The sequence below is a fragment of the Aliivibrio wodanis genome, from assembly GCF_052920805.1.
This window is the reverse complement of record NZ_JBREXA010000002.1, coordinates 1,258,347-1,274,869: the sequence shown is the minus strand read 5'-3', so window position 1 is coordinate 1,274,869 and position 16,523 is coordinate 1,258,347. Positions and strand designations below refer to the sequence as shown.

15 protein-coding genes, 1 tRNA gene, 1 pseudogene and 1 riboswitch are annotated in these 16,523 nt (G+C 39.5%); of the genes and pseudogenes, 8 read left to right on the top strand and 9 right to left on the bottom strand.

The window, feature by feature from the left end; translation table 11 throughout:
• Nucleotide 1: 1 nt before the first annotated feature.
• The 4 genes from rsxC to ACU5DF_RS13735 form a co-directional block, all read right to left on the bottom strand.
• Nucleotides 2–2,551, bottom strand: coding sequence for an electron transport complex subunit RsxC (rsxC, locus tag ACU5DF_RS13750; RefSeq protein WP_446713283.1), 2,550 nt, complete (start codon nucleotides 2,549–2,551; stop codon nucleotides 2–4).
• A gap of 3 nt (nucleotides 2,552–2,554) precedes the next feature.
• Nucleotides 2,555–3,136: an electron transport complex subunit RsxB gene (gene rsxB, locus ACU5DF_RS13745; RefSeq protein ID WP_122035458.1), complete on the bottom strand. Its 582-nt coding sequence runs from the start codon at nucleotides 3,134–3,136 to the stop codon at nucleotides 2,555–2,557.
• 2 nt (nucleotides 3,137–3,138) lie between these two features.
• Nucleotides 3,139–3,720, bottom strand: coding sequence for an electron transport complex subunit RsxA (rsxA, locus tag ACU5DF_RS13740; protein WP_446713282.1), 582 nt, complete (start codon nucleotides 3,718–3,720; stop codon nucleotides 3,139–3,141).
• Nucleotides 3,721–3,864: 144 nt separating this feature from the next.
• Nucleotides 3,865–3,940, bottom strand: a tRNA-Asn gene (locus tag ACU5DF_RS13735).
• Nucleotides 3,941–4,420: 480 nt separating this feature from the next.
• On the opposite strand from ACU5DF_RS13735, the gene uvrB reads away from it, so the two are divergent.
• The 4 genes from uvrB (at nucleotide 4,421) to ACU5DF_RS13715 (ending at nucleotide 8,532) form a co-directional block, all read left to right on the top strand.
• Nucleotides 4,421–6,451 (top strand): excinuclease ABC subunit UvrB, encoded by a 2,031-nt coding sequence (uvrB, locus tag ACU5DF_RS13730; protein WP_446713281.1) that lies wholly within the window; start codon nucleotides 4,421–4,423, stop codon nucleotides 6,449–6,451.
• 305 nt (nucleotides 6,452–6,756) lie between these two features.
• Nucleotides 6,757–8,187: a quorum-sensing sigma-54 dependent transcriptional regulator LuxO gene (luxO, locus tag ACU5DF_RS13725; RefSeq protein ID WP_446713280.1), complete on the top strand. Its 1,431-nt coding sequence runs from the start codon at nucleotides 6,757–6,759 to the stop codon at nucleotides 8,185–8,187.
• Nucleotides 8,188–8,198: 11 nt separating this feature from the next.
• The gene (locus tag ACU5DF_RS13720) at nucleotides 8,199–8,384 is read left to right on the top strand and encodes a hypothetical protein (RefSeq protein WP_446713279.1); all 186 of its coding nucleotides are present in this window, start codon (nucleotides 8,199–8,201) and stop codon (nucleotides 8,382–8,384) included.
• 25 nt (nucleotides 8,385–8,409) lie between these two features.
• The gene (locus ACU5DF_RS13715; RefSeq protein WP_446713278.1) at nucleotides 8,410–8,532 is read left to right on the top strand and encodes a hypothetical protein; all 123 of its coding nucleotides are present in this window, start codon (nucleotides 8,410–8,412) and stop codon (nucleotides 8,530–8,532) included.
• On the opposite strand, the gene yvcK is transcribed toward ACU5DF_RS13715, so the two are convergent.
• A complete protein-coding gene (gene yvcK, locus ACU5DF_RS13710) occupies nucleotides 8,525–9,403 on the bottom strand; it encodes a uridine diphosphate-N-acetylglucosamine-binding protein YvcK (protein WP_446713277.1) in 879 nt (292 codons plus the stop codon). The genes ACU5DF_RS13715 and yvcK overlap by 8 nt on opposite strands.
• Nucleotides 9,404–9,663: 260 nt before the next feature.
• Nucleotides 9,664–9,811: riboswitch (molybdenum cofactor riboswitch) on the top strand.
• Here yvcK and moaA point away from each other — a divergent pair.
• The 4 genes from moaA (at nucleotide 9,800) to moaE (ending at nucleotide 11,971) form a co-directional block, all read left to right on the top strand.
• On the top strand, nucleotides 9,800–10,789 hold the full coding sequence (gene moaA, locus ACU5DF_RS13705) for a GTP 3',8-cyclase MoaA (protein ID WP_446713276.1): 990 nt from the start codon (nucleotides 9,800–9,802) through the stop codon (nucleotides 10,787–10,789). It overlaps the preceding riboswitch by 12 nt.
• Nucleotides 10,790–10,801: 12 nt before the next feature.
• A complete protein-coding gene (moaC, locus tag ACU5DF_RS13700; RefSeq protein WP_045101688.1) occupies nucleotides 10,802–11,281 on the top strand; it encodes a cyclic pyranopterin monophosphate synthase MoaC in 480 nt (159 codons plus the stop codon).
• On the top strand, nucleotides 11,278–11,523 hold the full coding sequence (gene moaD, locus ACU5DF_RS13695) for a molybdopterin synthase sulfur carrier subunit (protein WP_045101689.1): 246 nt from the start codon (nucleotides 11,278–11,280) through the stop codon (nucleotides 11,521–11,523). The genes moaC and moaD overlap by 4 nt, the downstream gene beginning before the upstream one ends.
• A gap of 1 nt (nucleotide 11,524) precedes the next feature.
• Complete coding sequence (gene moaE, locus ACU5DF_RS13690; RefSeq protein ID WP_151653016.1) at nucleotides 11,525–11,971, top strand: molybdopterin synthase catalytic subunit MoaE; 447 nt, start codon at nucleotides 11,525–11,527, stop codon at nucleotides 11,969–11,971.
• Between the two features lie 126 nt (nucleotides 11,972–12,097).
• Here moaE and ACU5DF_RS13685 read toward each other — a convergent pair whose 3' ends face one another.
• From ACU5DF_RS13685 to cmoB, 4 genes and pseudogenes are all read right to left on the bottom strand, one after another.
• A complete protein-coding gene (locus tag ACU5DF_RS13685; protein ID WP_060990567.1) occupies nucleotides 12,098–13,063 on the bottom strand; it encodes an alpha-L-glutamate ligase-like protein in 966 nt (321 codons plus the stop codon).
• Between the two features lie 3 nt (nucleotides 13,064–13,066).
• Entirely contained in the window at nucleotides 13,067–14,575 is a 1,509-nt protein-coding gene (locus ACU5DF_RS13680) for an inactive transglutaminase family protein (protein WP_446713275.1), read from the bottom strand.
• Between the two features lie 108 nt (nucleotides 14,576–14,683).
• Nucleotides 14,684–15,454, bottom strand: coding sequence for an ATP-dependent zinc protease family protein (locus ACU5DF_RS13675; RefSeq protein WP_446713274.1), 771 nt, complete (start codon nucleotides 15,452–15,454; stop codon nucleotides 14,684–14,686).
• Nucleotides 15,455–15,533: 79 nt separating this feature from the next.
• Nucleotides 15,534–16,509: pseudogene (gene cmoB, locus ACU5DF_RS13670) on the bottom strand (tRNA 5-methoxyuridine(34)/uridine 5-oxyacetic acid(34) synthase CmoB).
• Between the last annotated feature and the right edge of the window lie 14 nt (nucleotides 16,510–16,523).

Below are 16,523 nucleotides of genomic sequence, written 5' to 3'. Positions count from 1 at the left end.
ATTACTCTTCCTTATTCTTTTCAATTTGTTGAGCTGCTTTACGAGCTTTTGCGCGGGCAATAGCAGCGGCGACAGCGGCTTTTTTCGGGTCAACCGATTCAGTACTGCTCTCTGTTTCTTCTGTTTTAGCTGCAACAGGTTCAGGTGTTACTGCCTCTTTTTCAGCTTGAGCCGTTTTACGCGCTTTTGCACGAGCAATGGCAGCGGCGACAGCGGCTTTTTTTGGGTCAACCGATTCAGTACTGCTCTCTGTTTCTTCTGTTTTAGCTGCAACAGGTTCAGGTGTTACTGCCTCTTTTTCAGCTTGAGCCGTTTTACGCGCTTTTGCACGGGCAATGGCAGCGGCGACAGCGGCTTTTTTCGGATCAACCGATTCAGTACTGTCCTCTGTTTCTTCTGTTTTAGCTGCAACAGGTTCAGGTGTTACTGCTTCTTTTTCAGCTTGAGCCGCTTTACGCGCTTTTGCGCGGGCAATAGCAGCGGCGACAGCGGCTTTTTTCGGGTCAACCGATTCAGTACTGCTCTCTGTTTCTTCTGTTTTAGCCGCAACAGGTTCAGGTGTTACTACTTCTTTTTCAGCTTGAGCCGTTTTACGCGCTTTTGCACGAGCAATGGCAGCGGCGACAGCGGCTTTTTTCGGGTCAACCGATTCAGTACTGCTCTCTGTTTCTTCTGTTTTAGCCGCAACAGGTTCAGGTGTTACTACTTCTTTTTCAGCTTGAGCCGCTTTACGCGCTTTTGCACGAGCAATAGCAGCTGCAACTGCGTCTTTTTTATCAGTAGCCGTTGCAGAATTTTCTGTTTCTGAGTCGCCCGTTTCAGCAGCTAGCTTGGCCTTTCTTTCTCTTGCTTGTTGTTTACGTTCCTCACGCAACTTCATCATCTCAGTATTATCTGGTTCATCTGAGCTTGATTTAGTTGCTTCTGCTTGTTTTGCTTTAGCACGAGCAATTGCTGCGGCAACGGCAGGTCTTGGTGCTGCTACGCCTGATTCTTCTGCTGCTTTTTGCGCTTTAACTCTTGCAATAGCTGCTGCGATGGCATCATTACCAGAACCATTCGGTTTTTCTGCTTTCATCTCTTTACGACGATTCTCTGCGGCAAGTTTGAATTTGTTTTCACGCTCTAATTTATCTCGTTCCATTCGAGCATTTTTTTCTTCAAATCGTACTTTTGCACGATCAGCTGCCAATGAATCTTGTTTACGAGCGTATATCTCTGATTTCGCTTGGCGATAATACTGAACTAATGGGATTTCACTTGGACATACATAAGCGCAAGCACCACATTCGATACAATCAGATAAATTATATTCCTCACATTTATCAAACTCTTCTGATTTGGAGTACCAGTAAAGTTGTTGTGGTAGCAGTGATGCGGGGCAAGCATCAGCACAACTACTACATCGAATACACGCCATTTCATGATTATAAAGAGGAAGCTCTTTTCTATCTGGCGTAATAATACAGTTAGTAATTTTAGTGATTGGAATTTGCTGATGAGGAAGAGTAAAGCCCATTAGTGAGCCCCCCATAATAATACGAGGGTGTTTTTTATCAGCTTTATAACCGACAAGATCCATCAGAAATTGCACACTGGTTCCTAAGCGAACCCAATAATTACCAGGTGCATCAATGCTGTTACCTGTGAGAGTAACAACACGTTCAATTAGAGGCTCTGCATTACAGATAGCGCGTTTAACAGCAAAAACAGTTCCGATGTTTTGCATAATAACGCCAATATCTGTTGAGCGCCCGTTAGCTGGAACCTCTTTACCCGTTAAAATCTTAACTAATTGGCGAGAGCTACCTGATGGGTATTTTGTAGGAATAACGCGGATCAGAATATTATCGTGCTCTGAAACAACAGAGTTTAATGCTTTTACCGCTTCTGGTTTATTGTCTTCGATAGCAATAATAGCCAGTTTAGGCGTTAAAATATGTTGTAAGATCTTAATGCCAGTAACGATTTCACTCGCATAATCTTGCATTAAACGATCATCGGCAGTGATATAGGGTTCACATTCAGCAGCATTGATAATTAAAATATCAGCTTTGCCTACACCACTTTGTAATTTACGGCTAGTAGGGAAACCAGCGCCCCCCATACCTGAAATACCCGATTGACGAATACGCTCAATAAGATCGATAGGATCTTCATTTAAGAAGTCACCGATTGGTTCACGATGATCAATCCACTGATCATTGCCATCGGTTTCGATAACAATACAGAGATCGGTTAGGCCTGATGGATGAGCAACAGTTCGTGGCTCTATCGCAACAATTTTACCAGATGTTGGTGCATGAATAGGCACACACATGGCAATATTACCTTGTGTAAGTGGTTGTCCTTTTAATACGGTTTGGCCTATTGTGACAAGGATATCGCCTTTACCACCAATATGTTGTTTTAATGGCAGGATCAACTCTGAAGGAATACCTGCTTGCTGAATGGCATTGTGTGTAGAGATAACTTTATTTTCTGCGGGATGGATACCGCCATGAAAATCCCAAAGTTGACCTTGTTTAATTTGCTCGATAATGGACAACATGGGTTACTGCTCCGATGCTTGAGAAGGCTTATCTGCCGGAAGATTAACAACAGGGATACTTTGTAAGTCCCATTTCCAGTTATCAGGGGTCGTGCTGACCGGTATCATTTCAATACAGTCGGTAGGGCAGGGCGCGACACATAAATCACAGCCGGTACATTCCGCTTCAATAACAGTATGTAATGCTTTTGTACCACCGACGATAGCATCAACAGGACAGGCTTGAATGCATTTAGTACAACCAATACACATATCTTCATGAATAAAAGCAATTGTTTTTACATTGACGACATCATCATCAGCGCTTGGAACGTCAACGCCCATAAGATCCGCTAGTTTTTCAATGGTTGCTTGGCCGCCAGGTGGGCATTTATTTATCACATCCCCATTAGCAATGGCTTCGGCATAAGGCTTACAGCCAGGATAGCCACATTGACCACATTGAGTTTGCGGAAGAATCGCATCGATTTGCTCAACAATAGGGTCGGATTCAACTTTAAACTTAATTGACGCAAACCCCAGTATTAAACCAAATACTAAGGCAAGAACGGCAATGGCAATAACAGCAATAAGAATTGAACTCATGTTTATAATTTCACTAAACCAGTAAAGCCCATAAAGGCTAAAGACATTAAACCTGCGGTGATCATTGCAATAGAAGCACCTTTAAAAGGCAAAGGAACATCGGCTGCTGCAATTCGCTCTCGCATGGCAGAAAAAAGAATGAGAACCAATGAAAAACCGACAGCAGCACCGAAGCCATAAATAATAGACTCGATGAAATTATGATTTTCCGTGATGTTGAGTAGTGCGACACCAAGAACGGCACAGTTAGTCGTAATTAGAGGTAAGAAAATACCAAGAACACGGTATAACGTTGGGCTTGTTTTATGCACGACCATTTCAGTAAATTGAACCACAACCGCGATCACAAGTATGAAACTCATGGTGCGTAAATACTCAATGCCAAGAGGCGCTAAAATGTAGGTTTCAATAAGGTATGAACATACCGAAGCAAGCGTTAGGACAAAAGTTGTCGCAAGGCCCATTCCAATTGCACTTTCTAGTTTTTTAGATACGCCCATAAATGGACAAAGACCTAAAAACTTAACCAATACAAAGTTGTTTACTAAAACAGTACCAACAAGTAGTAATAGATACTCAGTCATGCCAATGATTTTTATGATAATAGATGATCTGGTTATTATCGGACTTTAAGCGCGTGATAACAACCTTAGAAAGAATAGGTTTTTAAATTTTAAGCAAAAAATAGGCAAAAAAAAGCCTCGTCATTAAGACAAGGCTCTAGAATTTGGCTCCCTTTGCTGGACTTGAACCAGCGACATACGGATTAACAGTCCGGCGTTCTACCAACTGAACTAAAAGGGAATCGATTTAACGGATGAGATACTATCGGCTCTAAAATGTTATGTCAAGAATATATAACAATAAAAAAAACCTTTGTTTCTTTTATCTACAATATGAAAAACAATATAAAAAGTCATTGACATCAGCTCTGCGCTATACACATCAATGGTTGTGGGTACTTATCCACTAAAACTGTGGATAAGTGTGTTAATGAAACTATATTAACTCTGAAAAAGTAAGGTTTTATCTTATCTCTATTACTTTTAATTACGATTAATTAATATTTTTCATATTAAAATCAATCGGTTGAATATTTCTTGGTGTTTGAGTGTTCAATTTGTTTATTATTCGCCCTATGTGGGTGGTGGTAAAATTAAATGCTTATAATTTAATCAGCCTTGGGGAAAACTTTTATCTTGTTAAGAGTTTCTATAAATAGCCGAGTGGATTTGATAGGGTGTATTTATTCTAAATAAAATGAGTGTATGTGGAGTATTACAAATGGCCAATACGTATGAATTAATGTCCAATTATCAGCCGGCAGGTGATCAACCTCAAGCGATAAAAACGTTGAATGAAGGTTTAGAGAATGGTCTTGCTCATCAAACCCTTCTTGGAGTGACTGGTTCAGGAAAAACATTCACATTAGCCAATGTGATTGCTAAATCTGGTCGTCCGACGGTGATCATGGCTCATAACAAGACATTAGCGGCTCAGCTATATGGAGAAATGAAAGCTTTTTTCCCAAATAATGCCGTTGAATATTTTGTGTCATACTTTGATTATTATCAACCAGAAGCTTATGTACCGACCACAGATACCTTTATTGAAAAAGATTCATCAGTAAATGAACATATCGAACAAATGCGTCTTTCAGCAACGAAAGCTCTTTTAGAGCGTAAAGACGCGATTATTATCGCTTCCGTTTCTGCTATTTATGGTCTAGGTGATCCTCAAGCCTACTTAAGCATGATGCTTCATCTACGACGTGGAGATGTTGTTAACCAAAGAGATCTTTTACGTCGCTTGGCTGAATTACAATATAAACGTAATGACATGGCGTTTGAGCGTGGGACTTTCCGCGTCCGTGGAGAGGTATTGGACGTTTTCCCTGCAGAGTCCGAGCATGAAGCGATTCGAATTGAATTGTTTGATGATGAAGTAGAGCGCATTAGTAAATTTGATCCATTAACGGGCTCTATTATTACGAAAGATATGCCGCGATGTACCATTTACCCTAAAACTCACTACGTAACACCAAGAGAAAAGGTACTTGAAGCGATTGATCAAATAAAAGTCGATCTGGCTGAACGTCAAAAAGAACTACTGGCGAATAATAAATTAGTAGAAGAGCAACGGATTACTCAGCGTACTCAGTTTGATATTGAAATGATGAATGAATTGGGCTTTTGTTCTGGTATCGAAAACTACTCTCGTTATTTAAGTGGTCGACCTCAAGGTGAAGCGCCACCAACGTTATTCGATTATTTACCAAAAGATGGCTTGTTGATCATTGATGAGTCCCACATTACAGTCTCCCAAATTGGTGCTATGTATAAAGGTGATCGCTCACGTAAAGAAAACTTGGTGGAATATGGTTTTCGACTTCCATCAGCATTAGATAATAGGCCAATGCGTTTTGACGAATTTGAAGCGTTAGCTCCACAAACCATTTATGTCTCTGCTACTCCTGGTAAGTATGAAATAGAAAAATCAGGAACAGATATCGCAGAGCAATTGGTAAGGCCAACAGGTTTACTTGATCCAATAATTGAAGTGCGTCCAGTCGGAACACAAGTAGATGATCTTTTATCTGAAATACGAATTAGAACAAAAGTGGGAGAGCGTGTCTTAGTTACAACATTAACTAAGCGAATGGCAGAAGATTTAACTGAATATCTTGCAGAGCATGAGGTCAAAGTACGTTATTTACATTCGGATATTGATACGGTTGAACGTGTCGAAATTATTCGTGATTTACGTTTAGGAGAGTTTGATGTACTTGTTGGTATCAACTTACTTCGTGAAGGTTTAGATATGCCTGAGGTGTCTTTGGTTGCGATTTTAGATGCAGATAAAGAAGGTTTTTTACGTTCAGAACGCTCATTAATTCAAACGATAGGTCGCGCTGCTCGTAATTTGGAAGGCAAAGCGATTCTTTATGCAGATAAAATGACAGGTTCAATGGAAAAAGCGATAGGTGAAACAGAAAGACGACGTGAAAAACAGATCTTACACAATAAAGCTTTAGGGATAGTACCTACGGCCTTGAAAAAAGACGTTGCGGATATTCTAGAGTTAGGTGATATGACCAAGAATAAGCGTAAGGTTGTCGCGCCTAAAATGAAGCTTTCAGAAGTTGCAGAGAAAGGTGCAAGTTATTTATCTCTGACGCCGCAGCAATTAGATAAAGAAGTTAAAAAATTAGAAACGAAAATGTATCAACATGCGAAAGATTTAGAGTTTGAATTAGCTGCACAAGTGAGAGATGAGATAGATAGGTTAAGAAATCAATTTATAACTAACAGTTAATTATTTTATAAATTGTTGAATTTAGAGAAAAAAGAAGCCAACCGCAATATCCCGGTTGGCTTTATTGTTCATGTGAAAGTAAATTTCACTAACAACGTCAGTTGGCTAGGTGACCCTTTGGCTTAAAGGGTCACTATACATATAGCAGGTAGTGTGCCAACTTTTTCAATTAGAAAAATAACCTAATTAAGTCTAAAAATTGCTCAAAGTCACAATTAAATTGCATTATGCAATTTGATATTTGCATAATGCAATTGCATAATGCGAATTACCATGGGTGTTACTTAAAATACAAAGAGTTCGTGATGCAAAGAAAATATTTACTAATGGTTGAAGATACCGCTTCAGTTGCGGCTTTATATCGCTCTTACTTGAATCCATTAGGCGTTGATATTGATGTTGTAGCAAAAGGTACTGAAGCGATAGAAGCGATCGCTTTACGTATACCTGATTTAGTTTTGCTAGATCTACGTTTACCAGATATGACCGGGTTTGATGTTTTATCTGAAATTAGAAAGAATAATAAAGATCTTCCTGTTGTTTTGATGACTGCTCATGGTTCAATTGATGCTGCAGTAGAAGCGATGCAGTTGGGAGCTCAAGATTTTTTAATTAAACCGTGTGAAGCCGATAGATTACGTGTGACGGTTAATAATGCTTTGCGTAGAGCTCAGAAAGATCAGGATGATATAAAGGAAAACCCTGAAAATACTAATAAGCAATATCAAGGTTTTATTGGCAGTAGCCCTCAGATGCATCAGGTGTATCGAACGATTGACTCCGCAGCACCGAGTAAAGCTACTGTCTTTATTACGGGAGAGTCAGGTACAGGTAAAGAAGTGTGCGCAGAAGCCGTTCATGCAGCAAGTAAGCGAGATGATGGGCCATTCATAGCTATTAACTGTGCAGCGATACCAAAGGATTTGATCGAGAGTGAGCTTTTTGGTCACATGAAAGGAGCGTTTACTGGAGCTTCTGTCGATCGAAAAGGTGCAGCTGAACAAGCTGATGGAGGGACTCTATTTCTTGACGAATTGTGTGAAATGGATTTGGATTTACAAACGAAATTATTACGTTTTATTCAGACTGGTACGTTTCAAAAAGTCGGTTCTTCAAAAATGAGCCGAGTGGATGTGCGGTTTGTATGTGCAACTAATCGTGACCCTTGGCTTGAAGTTCAAGAAGGTCGGTTTCGTGAAGATCTGTATTATCGCTTGCATGTCATTCCATTAACATTGCCGCCTTTGCGTGAACGTGGAGGAGATATTATTGAAATTGCACACTCAATTTTAGGGCACTTTTCTCACGAGGAAGGCCGAGAATTTATTACATTTAGTCCAGAAGTGACTGAGCGTTTTTTGCATTATGGTTGGCCTGGAAACGTACGTCAATTGCAAAATGTGATTAGAAATGTTGTTGTCTTGAATAAAGGAAAGGAGGTGATTTTATCGATGCTTCCCCCTCCATTATCATTAGAGAATAAGCATGGTTTAAATCTTGCATCGAAAGAGACTTTAAGTGGTTCAATAGATCGAGAACATCACCAAGAAAGCCATGCTTTGAAAAAAGTAGATAGCTTAAAACAAAAAGTTATTATTCCTTTATGGCAATCTGAAAAAAATACTATTGAAGCCGCAATAGCTCTATGTGAAGGGAATATTCCACAGGCCGCTAAACAGTTAGAGGTTAGCCCCTCCACGATATATAGAAAATTACAATCATGGAATGATAAATAGAGGGTACTTACGTGAGTCAGTATGTGAATCAAATAGCAGTAGATCAATTAATACAAGAAGTAGGAGATGAAAACGTTCCTTTTTTATTTGGTATTTTTTGTGATGAGTTGGATGACTTTATTGATACTTTAAACTCTCAACCAGAAATTGATAAAATAAGAGAAATAAGCCATTGCCTCAAAAAGCAGTGCGGGTAGCTTTGGTGCTGATAAATTGGCTAATATGGCTATCCATATTGAAGAAAAAGCAAAGCATAAACAGAAAGACTGGGTTGAGCGCAATATTTCTGAATTTGTCAATATTGCGCGCGGTACTGAGCTAGCGTATCGTCAAATGATCAATTAAGTAATTCTATAATAGCTTGCTTCAATTTATCTCTATCATGTCTCCAATCGTGATTTAATGAAGCAAGATCAGTGGTTTTACAATGGTACTCCTGTTGTAGAGCCACTAACTCTTTATCCGTTAATATCACATCTACTTTTCTTCCAGAGCACGCACGTTCACACCAGTCCAACATCATTTTATGGTCCATTTTTCCTGCGGGACCAAATTCTTTTGATAGGTTATCAATAAAGACAACTTTAGCTTTCTTATTTGCCCCAATCGCCTTACCTAATCCCGGTAGAAGTAGTGGTGGCATGATACTGGTTAAAAAACTACCTGGGCCTAATAAAATTAGGTCTGCATTGTTAACCGCATCAATCGCTTCAAGGGTTGCAGGAACTTCTGGATCTAAAAAAAGTCGTAATGGAAGTTCATCCATCTCATCGACATTAGTTTCTCCTGAAACTTTTCTTAAATCAGTTGTTAATGCCCCTAAATCTGATGGGTGCTCAGACATTGGAATAATATGGGTTTCGACTTTAAGCATATCTCTAATTAAATTGATTGCATCAAGAGGGCGGACGCTCAAATTATCTAGAGCGGTTAGCATTAAGTTACCAAGATTGTGTCCATGAAGCTCGCCTTGGCCTTTAAAGCGGTATTCGAACATCATTGAACTGATTGATGGGTCGGTAATTAGCTGATTAATACAGTTACGCGTATCTCCCCAAGCAATACCACCTTGGCATTCGCGTATTCGTCCTGTAGAGCCACCATTGTCTGTGGTTGCTACGATTCCTGTTGCGTTACCGCCAAACTCACTTAAAGCCGCAAGAACACGCCCTAGGCCATGTCCGCCACCGATAGCAACAATTTGATGTTCACTCATAACATTGATTACTTTATGTCGAATTAGTATTAATTGCAGTGTGGTGGATCTAGAAAATTAGAACAAGCAGTCATTGGGGAAATGTTGAATTAATCACAGTTTTTAGATTGAATAACAGCATAAAAATAACATCTGTCAAACAAATTGGAGAAAATTGAGCTAAATTGGAAAAAAATTGGAAAACCATAGAAATATTGAGTATTTTAATAAGAGCACCAATTTGATCATTAGCTATTGATGAATTAATAGTTGATCAAGTTTGGTTGCCATAACTCCGAGCTCAAGCGACTAAGTTGTTTTTAAGAAGCACTCAATATGTAGCGTGAGCCAGTGACAATTCGGTCACAAGGGTTTGTTTGGAAATGAACAAGCCTCCCGTGTTTGGAAAGGTGTTCCGTGGCGAAACAATTTGAAGATAACTTTAATCGTAAGTTCTATTACTTACGGTTGTCGATTACAGACGTCTGTAATTTTAAATGTACTTATTGTTTACCTGATGGCTATAGACCTGAAAATGGTAAACGAGAGTCCTTCCTAGAACTTGATGAAATCAAACGTACAGTCAGTGCGTTTGCGCGTTGTGGTACGTCAAAAGTACGTATTACTGGCGGTGAACCAAGTCTGCGTAAAGATTTTACTGAGATCATCCGCACCGTAGCCTCTCAACCTGGCATTACTAAAGTCGCAACCACGACGAATGGTTATCGTATGGAGAAGCATGTCGCTGAATGGCGAGAAGCTGGCCTTACGGATATTAATGTGAGTGTTGATAGTTTAAATCCTAATATGTTTTATCAGATCACAGGTGAAAATAAATTTACCGAAGTTATGGCTGGTATTGATAAAGCAATTGAAGTGGGATTTAAGCAGGTAAAAGTTAATACCGTTCTACTAAAAGATCTCAATAGCACCGAATTACCTCTCTTTTTAAAGTGGATTCAAACTCGCCCAATTCAATTACGTTTTATTGAATTGATGCAAACTGGCGAAATGAACGATCTGTTTAAAAATCATCATCAGTCTGGTGTATCCATTCGTAATCACTTAATTGCGAATAATTGGATATTAAAACCACGCGGTGAAAGTGATGGGCCTGCTCAAGTTTTTACTCATCCAGATTATATGGGTGAAATTGGTTTGATCATGCCTTACGAGAAAGATTTCTGCCAAAGTTGCAATCGACTTCGAGTATCAGCAAAAGGCAAATTACATATGTGTCTATTTGGTGATTATGGTGTTGATTTACGCGAACTGTTGCAAGAAGATACACAGCAGGATGAATTAATTCAGTGTATTCAAACTCAGTTAGATAACAAAGCTGAAGGCCACTTTCTACATGATGGCCATGCAGGTATGACCCCACATTTAGCCTCTATTGGCGGATAATAAAGAAGAATTATGTCAAATTTTACTCATATTAATGCCTCTGGTGAGGCAAACATGGTTGATGTATCAGCTAAACAAGAAACGGTTCGTGAAGCACGTGCAGAAGCGTTTGTTCATATGGCTCCAGAAACATTGAATCTGATTGTTTCTGGTTCTCACCATAAAGGCGACGTGTTTGCGACAGCACGTATTGCAGGCATTCAAGCGGCGAAAAAAACGTGGGATCTTATTCCACTGTGTCATCCATTATTGTTAACTAAAGTTGAAGTACAATTAGAAGCGATTGAAGCTGAAAATATGGTTCGTATCGAATCTGTATGTAAACTAGCGGGCAAAACTGGCGTAGAAATGGAAGCATTAACAGCCGCGTCTGTTGCTGCACTAACTATTTATGACATGTGTAAAGCCGTTCAGAAAGATATGGTTATTGGTCAAGTTCGTTTATTAGAAAAAACGGGCGGTAAATCTGGACACTTTAAGGCAGACGCATGATCACAGTATTATTTTTCGCTCAAACAAAAGAGCTTGTAGGCACTGGCAAACTGGAGCTTACTGGTGATTACGCGACAGCTGAAGCGATTCGTGAAGAGTTAAGCAAAAAAGAAGGTAAGTGGGATTTAGCGCTAGAAAAAGGCAAGTTGTTAGTTGCGATTAACCAAACAATCTCAAGTTTAGATTCTGCGGTTGCAGATGGTGACGAAGTTGCATTCTTTCCGCCTGTGACAGGTGGTTAATATGATTTCTGTTCAAGAGCATGACTTTAATGTTGGCGATGAATATCAATTATTAGCGGAAGGCACAGCAGCAGGAGCCGTTGTTACTTTTATTGGCAAAGTTCGAGATATGAATCTTGGTGATGATGTTACAGGGCTTTCTCTAGAGCATTATCCAGGTATGACAGAAAAGTCTCTGAATGATATCGTTGCACAAGCAAAAGCGCGTTGGCCACTACTTAAAGTGAAAGTGATTCACCGAGTTGGTGACTTAGAACTTGGCGATCAAATTGTCTTTGTTGGTGTCTCAAGTGCTCACCGTGGTGCGGCGTTTGATTCATGCGAATTCATTATGGATTACTTAAAAACTAATGCGCCATTTTGGAAAAAAGAACGTACAACCAAAGAAGTGCGCTGGGTTGAATCAAGAGAGACGGATAAATCAGCGGCGCAACGCTGGGAAAAGTAATTATCTAAATAGTGGTTATTAGAATCGGTATTCGATTTGGAAAGTAAAGTTAGAAGATAAATAAAAAGGGAAGAGAGCATACGCTGTCTTCCCTTTTTCTATTTAGGTTGTGCTAGTAGCGGCTTGTTATTTATTATAAATACCAAACTGCTCCATCGCATAAGCAACACGCGCTTCAGGAGTAGGGTATGGAACCGTCTCTTCTAAGCTTTCAATGTGCTTTAGTCGAGGCAATAAACCCGTGCCATTAGCAATTTGAATCGCTAAACCGGGACGAGCATTAAGCTCAAGCACCATAGGTCCGTATTTCTTATCTAGAACCATATCTGTACCCATATAGCCCAAACCTGTCATTTCCCAAGCACTTGATGCAAGCGTTAACAGTTTATGCCAATGGGGTACTTCTAAAGTACTTAATAACTTTCCTGTATCTGGGTGTTTTTCAACAGGTAAATCAAACTGTACAGCACGCACAGCTTTACCTGTACCAATATCAATACCAACCCCAACAGCACCTTGGTGTAAGTTTGCCTTGCCATCTGAATCTGTGGTTGATAAGCGCATCATTGCCATGACAGGGTAGCCTTTAAATACGATAATTCGTACATCCGGCACCCCTTCATAACTAAAACCATCAAATACATCATCAAATTCGATCAAATTCTCAATCATTGCAACGTCGTTTTTTCCACCAAGGGAGAAAAGACCTGCTAATGTATTGGTAATATGTCGTTCAACATCTTGTTTATTCGCTTCTGCACCAGACGGTTTGTAGTAAACACCATCTTTATGAGATGTGACAACCAAAATCCCTTTACCACCACTGCCTTGGGCTGGTTTGATTACAAAACCAGGCCAATCTTTAACGATATCGTGAATATTTTTCACTTCAGCTTGGCTATCTATCACGCCGATAAGTTTAGGAACGGTAGCCCCTGCTTTCTCGGCAATGATCTTAGTTTTTAATTTATCATCAACTAATGGGTACTTGCTTCGGTCATTGTAACGGCCAATATAGCCACCGTTACGTTGGTTCATTCCCATGATCCCTTTAGCTTTTAGTTTTGAAGGAGACGTAAATCTACTAAACATAGGCTAGTCCTCCGCTAAAGGCTTAAAGCGACGAAGCTCACTTAAACGGTAGCCAGTGTAATTACCTAGCATTAGAATTACCGCTAAGACAATTAATTGAACACCAATAAAGTTAAAGGTTAAGTGTTGTACAAATGGGTTTGTCATTGCGATGTAGATTAATACTGCAGTAAGCAATGAACCGCCACCTTGAGTTGCCACTTCTTTCCAACCTTCTTCTTCCCATAGGATAGACATACGCTCTACTGTCCAAGAAAGGATAATCATTGGGAAGAAAGTAATACTTAATCCGGCGGTTAGACCAATCTTAAAGGCAACAATCGTAAAGATTGAAATGATCATGATAACGGTAATGATCACCGCGGATATCCTAGCCACCAGAAGTAAGTTGAGTTTGGATAGGTAACTACGAATAACTAAACCCGTACCAACAATCAGTAAGAAACCAACAATACCTGTAACTAGTTGAGTCTGAACAAAAGCAACGGCAATAAGTACTGGCATGAAAGTACCAGATGTTTTTAAACCGATAATAACTCGTAAAAACACAACCATTAATGCACCAATCGGAATAAGCATAATGGTTTTAAACATCGATTGCTCTTCAAGAGGTAAGCTATGGATAGAGAAGTTTAACAGGTTATCTGCTTCTACTTTTTTCTCGGTTGCAGTGGTCGGTGAAATTTCTTGTGCAATCATTGAGAAGTTAATCTGGCTATTTTTACCACCAACAACATCCAATAGAGAGACATTAGTTTCATCCCAAAGTAGTAAATTGTTTGGTTGACCTTGCTCGCCGGTTGCAGGGTTGAACAGTTGCCATTTCTCGCCATTCCACACTTCAACCATGTGTTGAACAGATTGACGACGACGACCATCTTCTAACCAAAGAGCACCAACAATCTTATTATGAATTGCTTCATAACTTAATAGTTTAGATACTGCTTGAACTTTGGTTAAGTCATTAAGAAGTAACGATGCATTTTGATTGTCAGGATCATTAAATTGCTTAATTAACTCACGAGTTAAGGTAATGTCATCTGAAGAACGAGCTCTTGCTTGATCTAATAATGAAATTGCAGCAGCTTCATGTGGACCTTCAAAAGTAACCGTTTCTGGTTTATCTGTCTTAGGCGGTTCTACAAATACAGTTGCTTGAGGATCTACTAAAATTTGTGTTTTATAATAGAGGGTTTGCGGTCCATCAGCTTGACGGATTGTCCATTCAGCTCTACGACCGTACTCGGTAGATAAATAAGCAATACCATAGCCAGGAGAAGACGCACTCTCGTCAACAATAGTAAAACCGGTTTGTGTTTGTGGTGCCGCCATAGAAACCTTAACGGGTTTATTTGCAGCATCAAATTGAATACGGGCTTCTACATCCCATACTTGACTTGTCTCTCCTGGTGTCCAAGGTACTCCGTATGAATCATGGCGTAACCAGCTCAATGTAAGCCCGGCGACAATTAATAATGAGATAAGAAAATAAAAAGGAACTCTTGATGGCATAACGTCCTCATTGTAATGGCATAAGTTAATAATAGTTATAATTGTAATTCAAACGGTAGCTTTTACTACTAAGATATTGAAAAAACTACCGCTTCTATGAGATAGGTACTACTTTTTGCTTTGAACAAACTCTTTGCTAACATCAACAATGGCAATGTCTTGAATAAATTCTCTACCCAATAAAACAGAATGGGTCATATGGGAGCGATCGGCAAGAGTAAACTGTACTTTTTCATGGATAGCGCCAAGTTTGATCCACAGTTCAACTACTGGACGGCGCTCTAGCTCTTCTGTTGTGGATTGGCGTATTTTTACACTACGAATAACAGGAGCGGCTATCCACTCTAGTTCATTACTACCTTTTTGTATATTTTGGTTAAGTAGATGAAACCTAACCCATTTATTTCCATTTCGCTCGAATTCTTGTAAATCGATAGCATTAAGAGATGAAGTGGTTGCACCTGTATCAATTCGGGCGCTAAAACCTTGTTCAATATCAGCTATTTCAACATTTTCAATCGCACCTAAAATAAGAGTGTCTTTGAGTACTTGGTTTTGAAGTGATACCGGAGATGGTGTTAAGTGCTTCTTCTTTTCTGTTACTAATTTTAGTGCAGTCTGAATTTTATTTTGTTCCGATCTAACTAATGACAGTTCTTCAGAAACATTGGATAACTCTTTTTCTAACGTCGCAATATACTCATTTTGAATTTCAATCTTGCTCTCCATGCCGCCTAAACGTGTATTTAAATTTGATTCCATGGATTTAATTGCTGCAACTGTTTCGGTGTTATCGGTTGATACTTGCTGAACTTGTGGCGTTAATGCACAGCCCGAAAGACTTAAAATGGCAACCAGAGGTAGAATTCGTTGGATCATTTGATGTTCCGTTGAGTTAGAGTAACATAGGAATAATAACGATAATAAATGGGAGCGAATAGCCCCCAAATGTTAGAGTTTAGTCAGGTTTTTTAGCAATTAAGATTGCACGCTTAGGAGCAGGGTGGCCTTCAATTGTTTTTGTTGAGTCATTAGGATCTAGGTATTCAGGTAATGAATTGTGTTTCATCCATTCTGTTGAACGTTGTTCACCTGTAGTTGTGACACATTCGTCCACAATTTTTACATCAACAAAGCCGACACTTTCAAGCCATACTTTTAATGCTCGTGCTGATGGGAAGAAGAAAACATTACGCATTTGAGCGTAGCGATCGACTGGCATTAATACTGCATTTTCATCGCCATCAATAACCAGAGTCTCTAGTACTAACTCACCGCCAGCGACTAATTGATTTTTTAATTGGATCAAATGGTCAAGTGGAGATCGACGATGATAAAGAACACCCATGCTAAATACCGTATCAAACGCATTTAATTCAGGAAGCTGCTCAATACCTAATGGTAATAAATGAGCGCGTTGATCATCGCCCATTAGTTTACGAATGGCTTCAAACTGAATTAAAAATAGGTGTGATGGGTCGATACCAACACATAAACGAGCTTCTTCACCGAGCATACGCCACATGTGATAACCATTGCCACAGCCTACATCTAATACAGAGCGATTTTTTAATGGAGTAATATGAGGCAGTAGGCGATCCCATTTCCAATCTGAGCGCCACTCGGTATCAATATGAATATCATGAACCGTAAAAGGTCCTTTACGCCAAGGGTGGAAGGTTTGTAATAAGTTTTCTAATTTTTTACGCTGTCCATCCACTAAAGGCTCATTATTTGATAGTGTCACCGACGTTTTTAAGTCAATGTTATCTGCGCACCCTTCTGGGATTTTTTGTTAGCGCTTTAGTCCAGCGTTCAATATCACCATGCTCTGCGTTCTGCCAATCAGTGAGTTGCTGAGGAAGAACATTTAACCACGGCTGAAGAATAGTATCTTGAGAAATTAGAGTGTAAAAATTAGCAAAGTTAATCATTGAGGCATCTTAAA

What these genes read in the sequence shown, in the direction of transcription:
- rsxC (WP_446713283.1), bottom strand. Translation starts at nt 2,551, where the DNA reads ATGTTGTCCATTATCGAGCAAATTAAACAAGGTCAACTTTGGGATTTT.
- rsxB (WP_122035458.1), bottom strand. Translation starts at nt 3,136, where the DNA reads ATGAGTTCAATTCTTATTGCTGTTATTGCCATTGCCGTTCTTGCCTTA.
- rsxA (WP_446713282.1), bottom strand. Translation starts at nt 3,720, where the DNA reads ATGACTGAGTATCTATTACTACTTGTTGGTACTGTTTTAGTAAACAAC.
- uvrB (WP_446713281.1), top strand. Translation starts at nt 4,421, where the DNA reads ATGGCCAATACGTATGAATTAATGTCCAATTATCAGCCGGCAGGTGAT.
- luxO (WP_446713280.1), top strand. Translation starts at nt 6,757, where the DNA reads ATGCAAAGAAAATATTTACTAATGGTTGAAGATACCGCTTCAGTTGCG.
- ACU5DF_RS13715 (WP_446713278.1), top strand. Translation starts at nt 8,410, where the DNA reads ATGGCTATCCATATTGAAGAAAAAGCAAAGCATAAACAGAAAGACTGG.
- yvcK (WP_446713277.1), bottom strand. Translation starts at nt 9,403, where the DNA reads ATGAGTGAACATCAAATTGTTGCTATCGGTGGCGGACATGGCCTAGGG.
- moaC (WP_045101688.1), top strand. Translation starts at nt 10,802, where the DNA reads ATGTCAAATTTTACTCATATTAATGCCTCTGGTGAGGCAAACATGGTT.
- moaD (WP_045101689.1), top strand. Translation starts at nt 11,278, where the DNA reads ATGATCACAGTATTATTTTTCGCTCAAACAAAAGAGCTTGTAGGCACT.
- moaE (WP_151653016.1), top strand. Translation starts at nt 11,525, where the DNA reads ATGATTTCTGTTCAAGAGCATGACTTTAATGTTGGCGATGAATATCAA.
- ACU5DF_RS13685 (WP_060990567.1), bottom strand. Translation starts at nt 13,063, where the DNA reads ATGTTTAGTAGATTTACGTCTCCTTCAAAACTAAAAGCTAAAGGGATC.
- ACU5DF_RS13680 (WP_446713275.1), bottom strand. Translation starts at nt 14,575, where the DNA reads ATGCCATCAAGAGTTCCTTTTTATTTTCTTATCTCATTATTAATTGTC.
- ACU5DF_RS13675 (WP_446713274.1), bottom strand. Translation starts at nt 15,454, where the DNA reads ATGATCCAACGAATTCTACCTCTGGTTGCCATTTTAAGTCTTTCGGGC.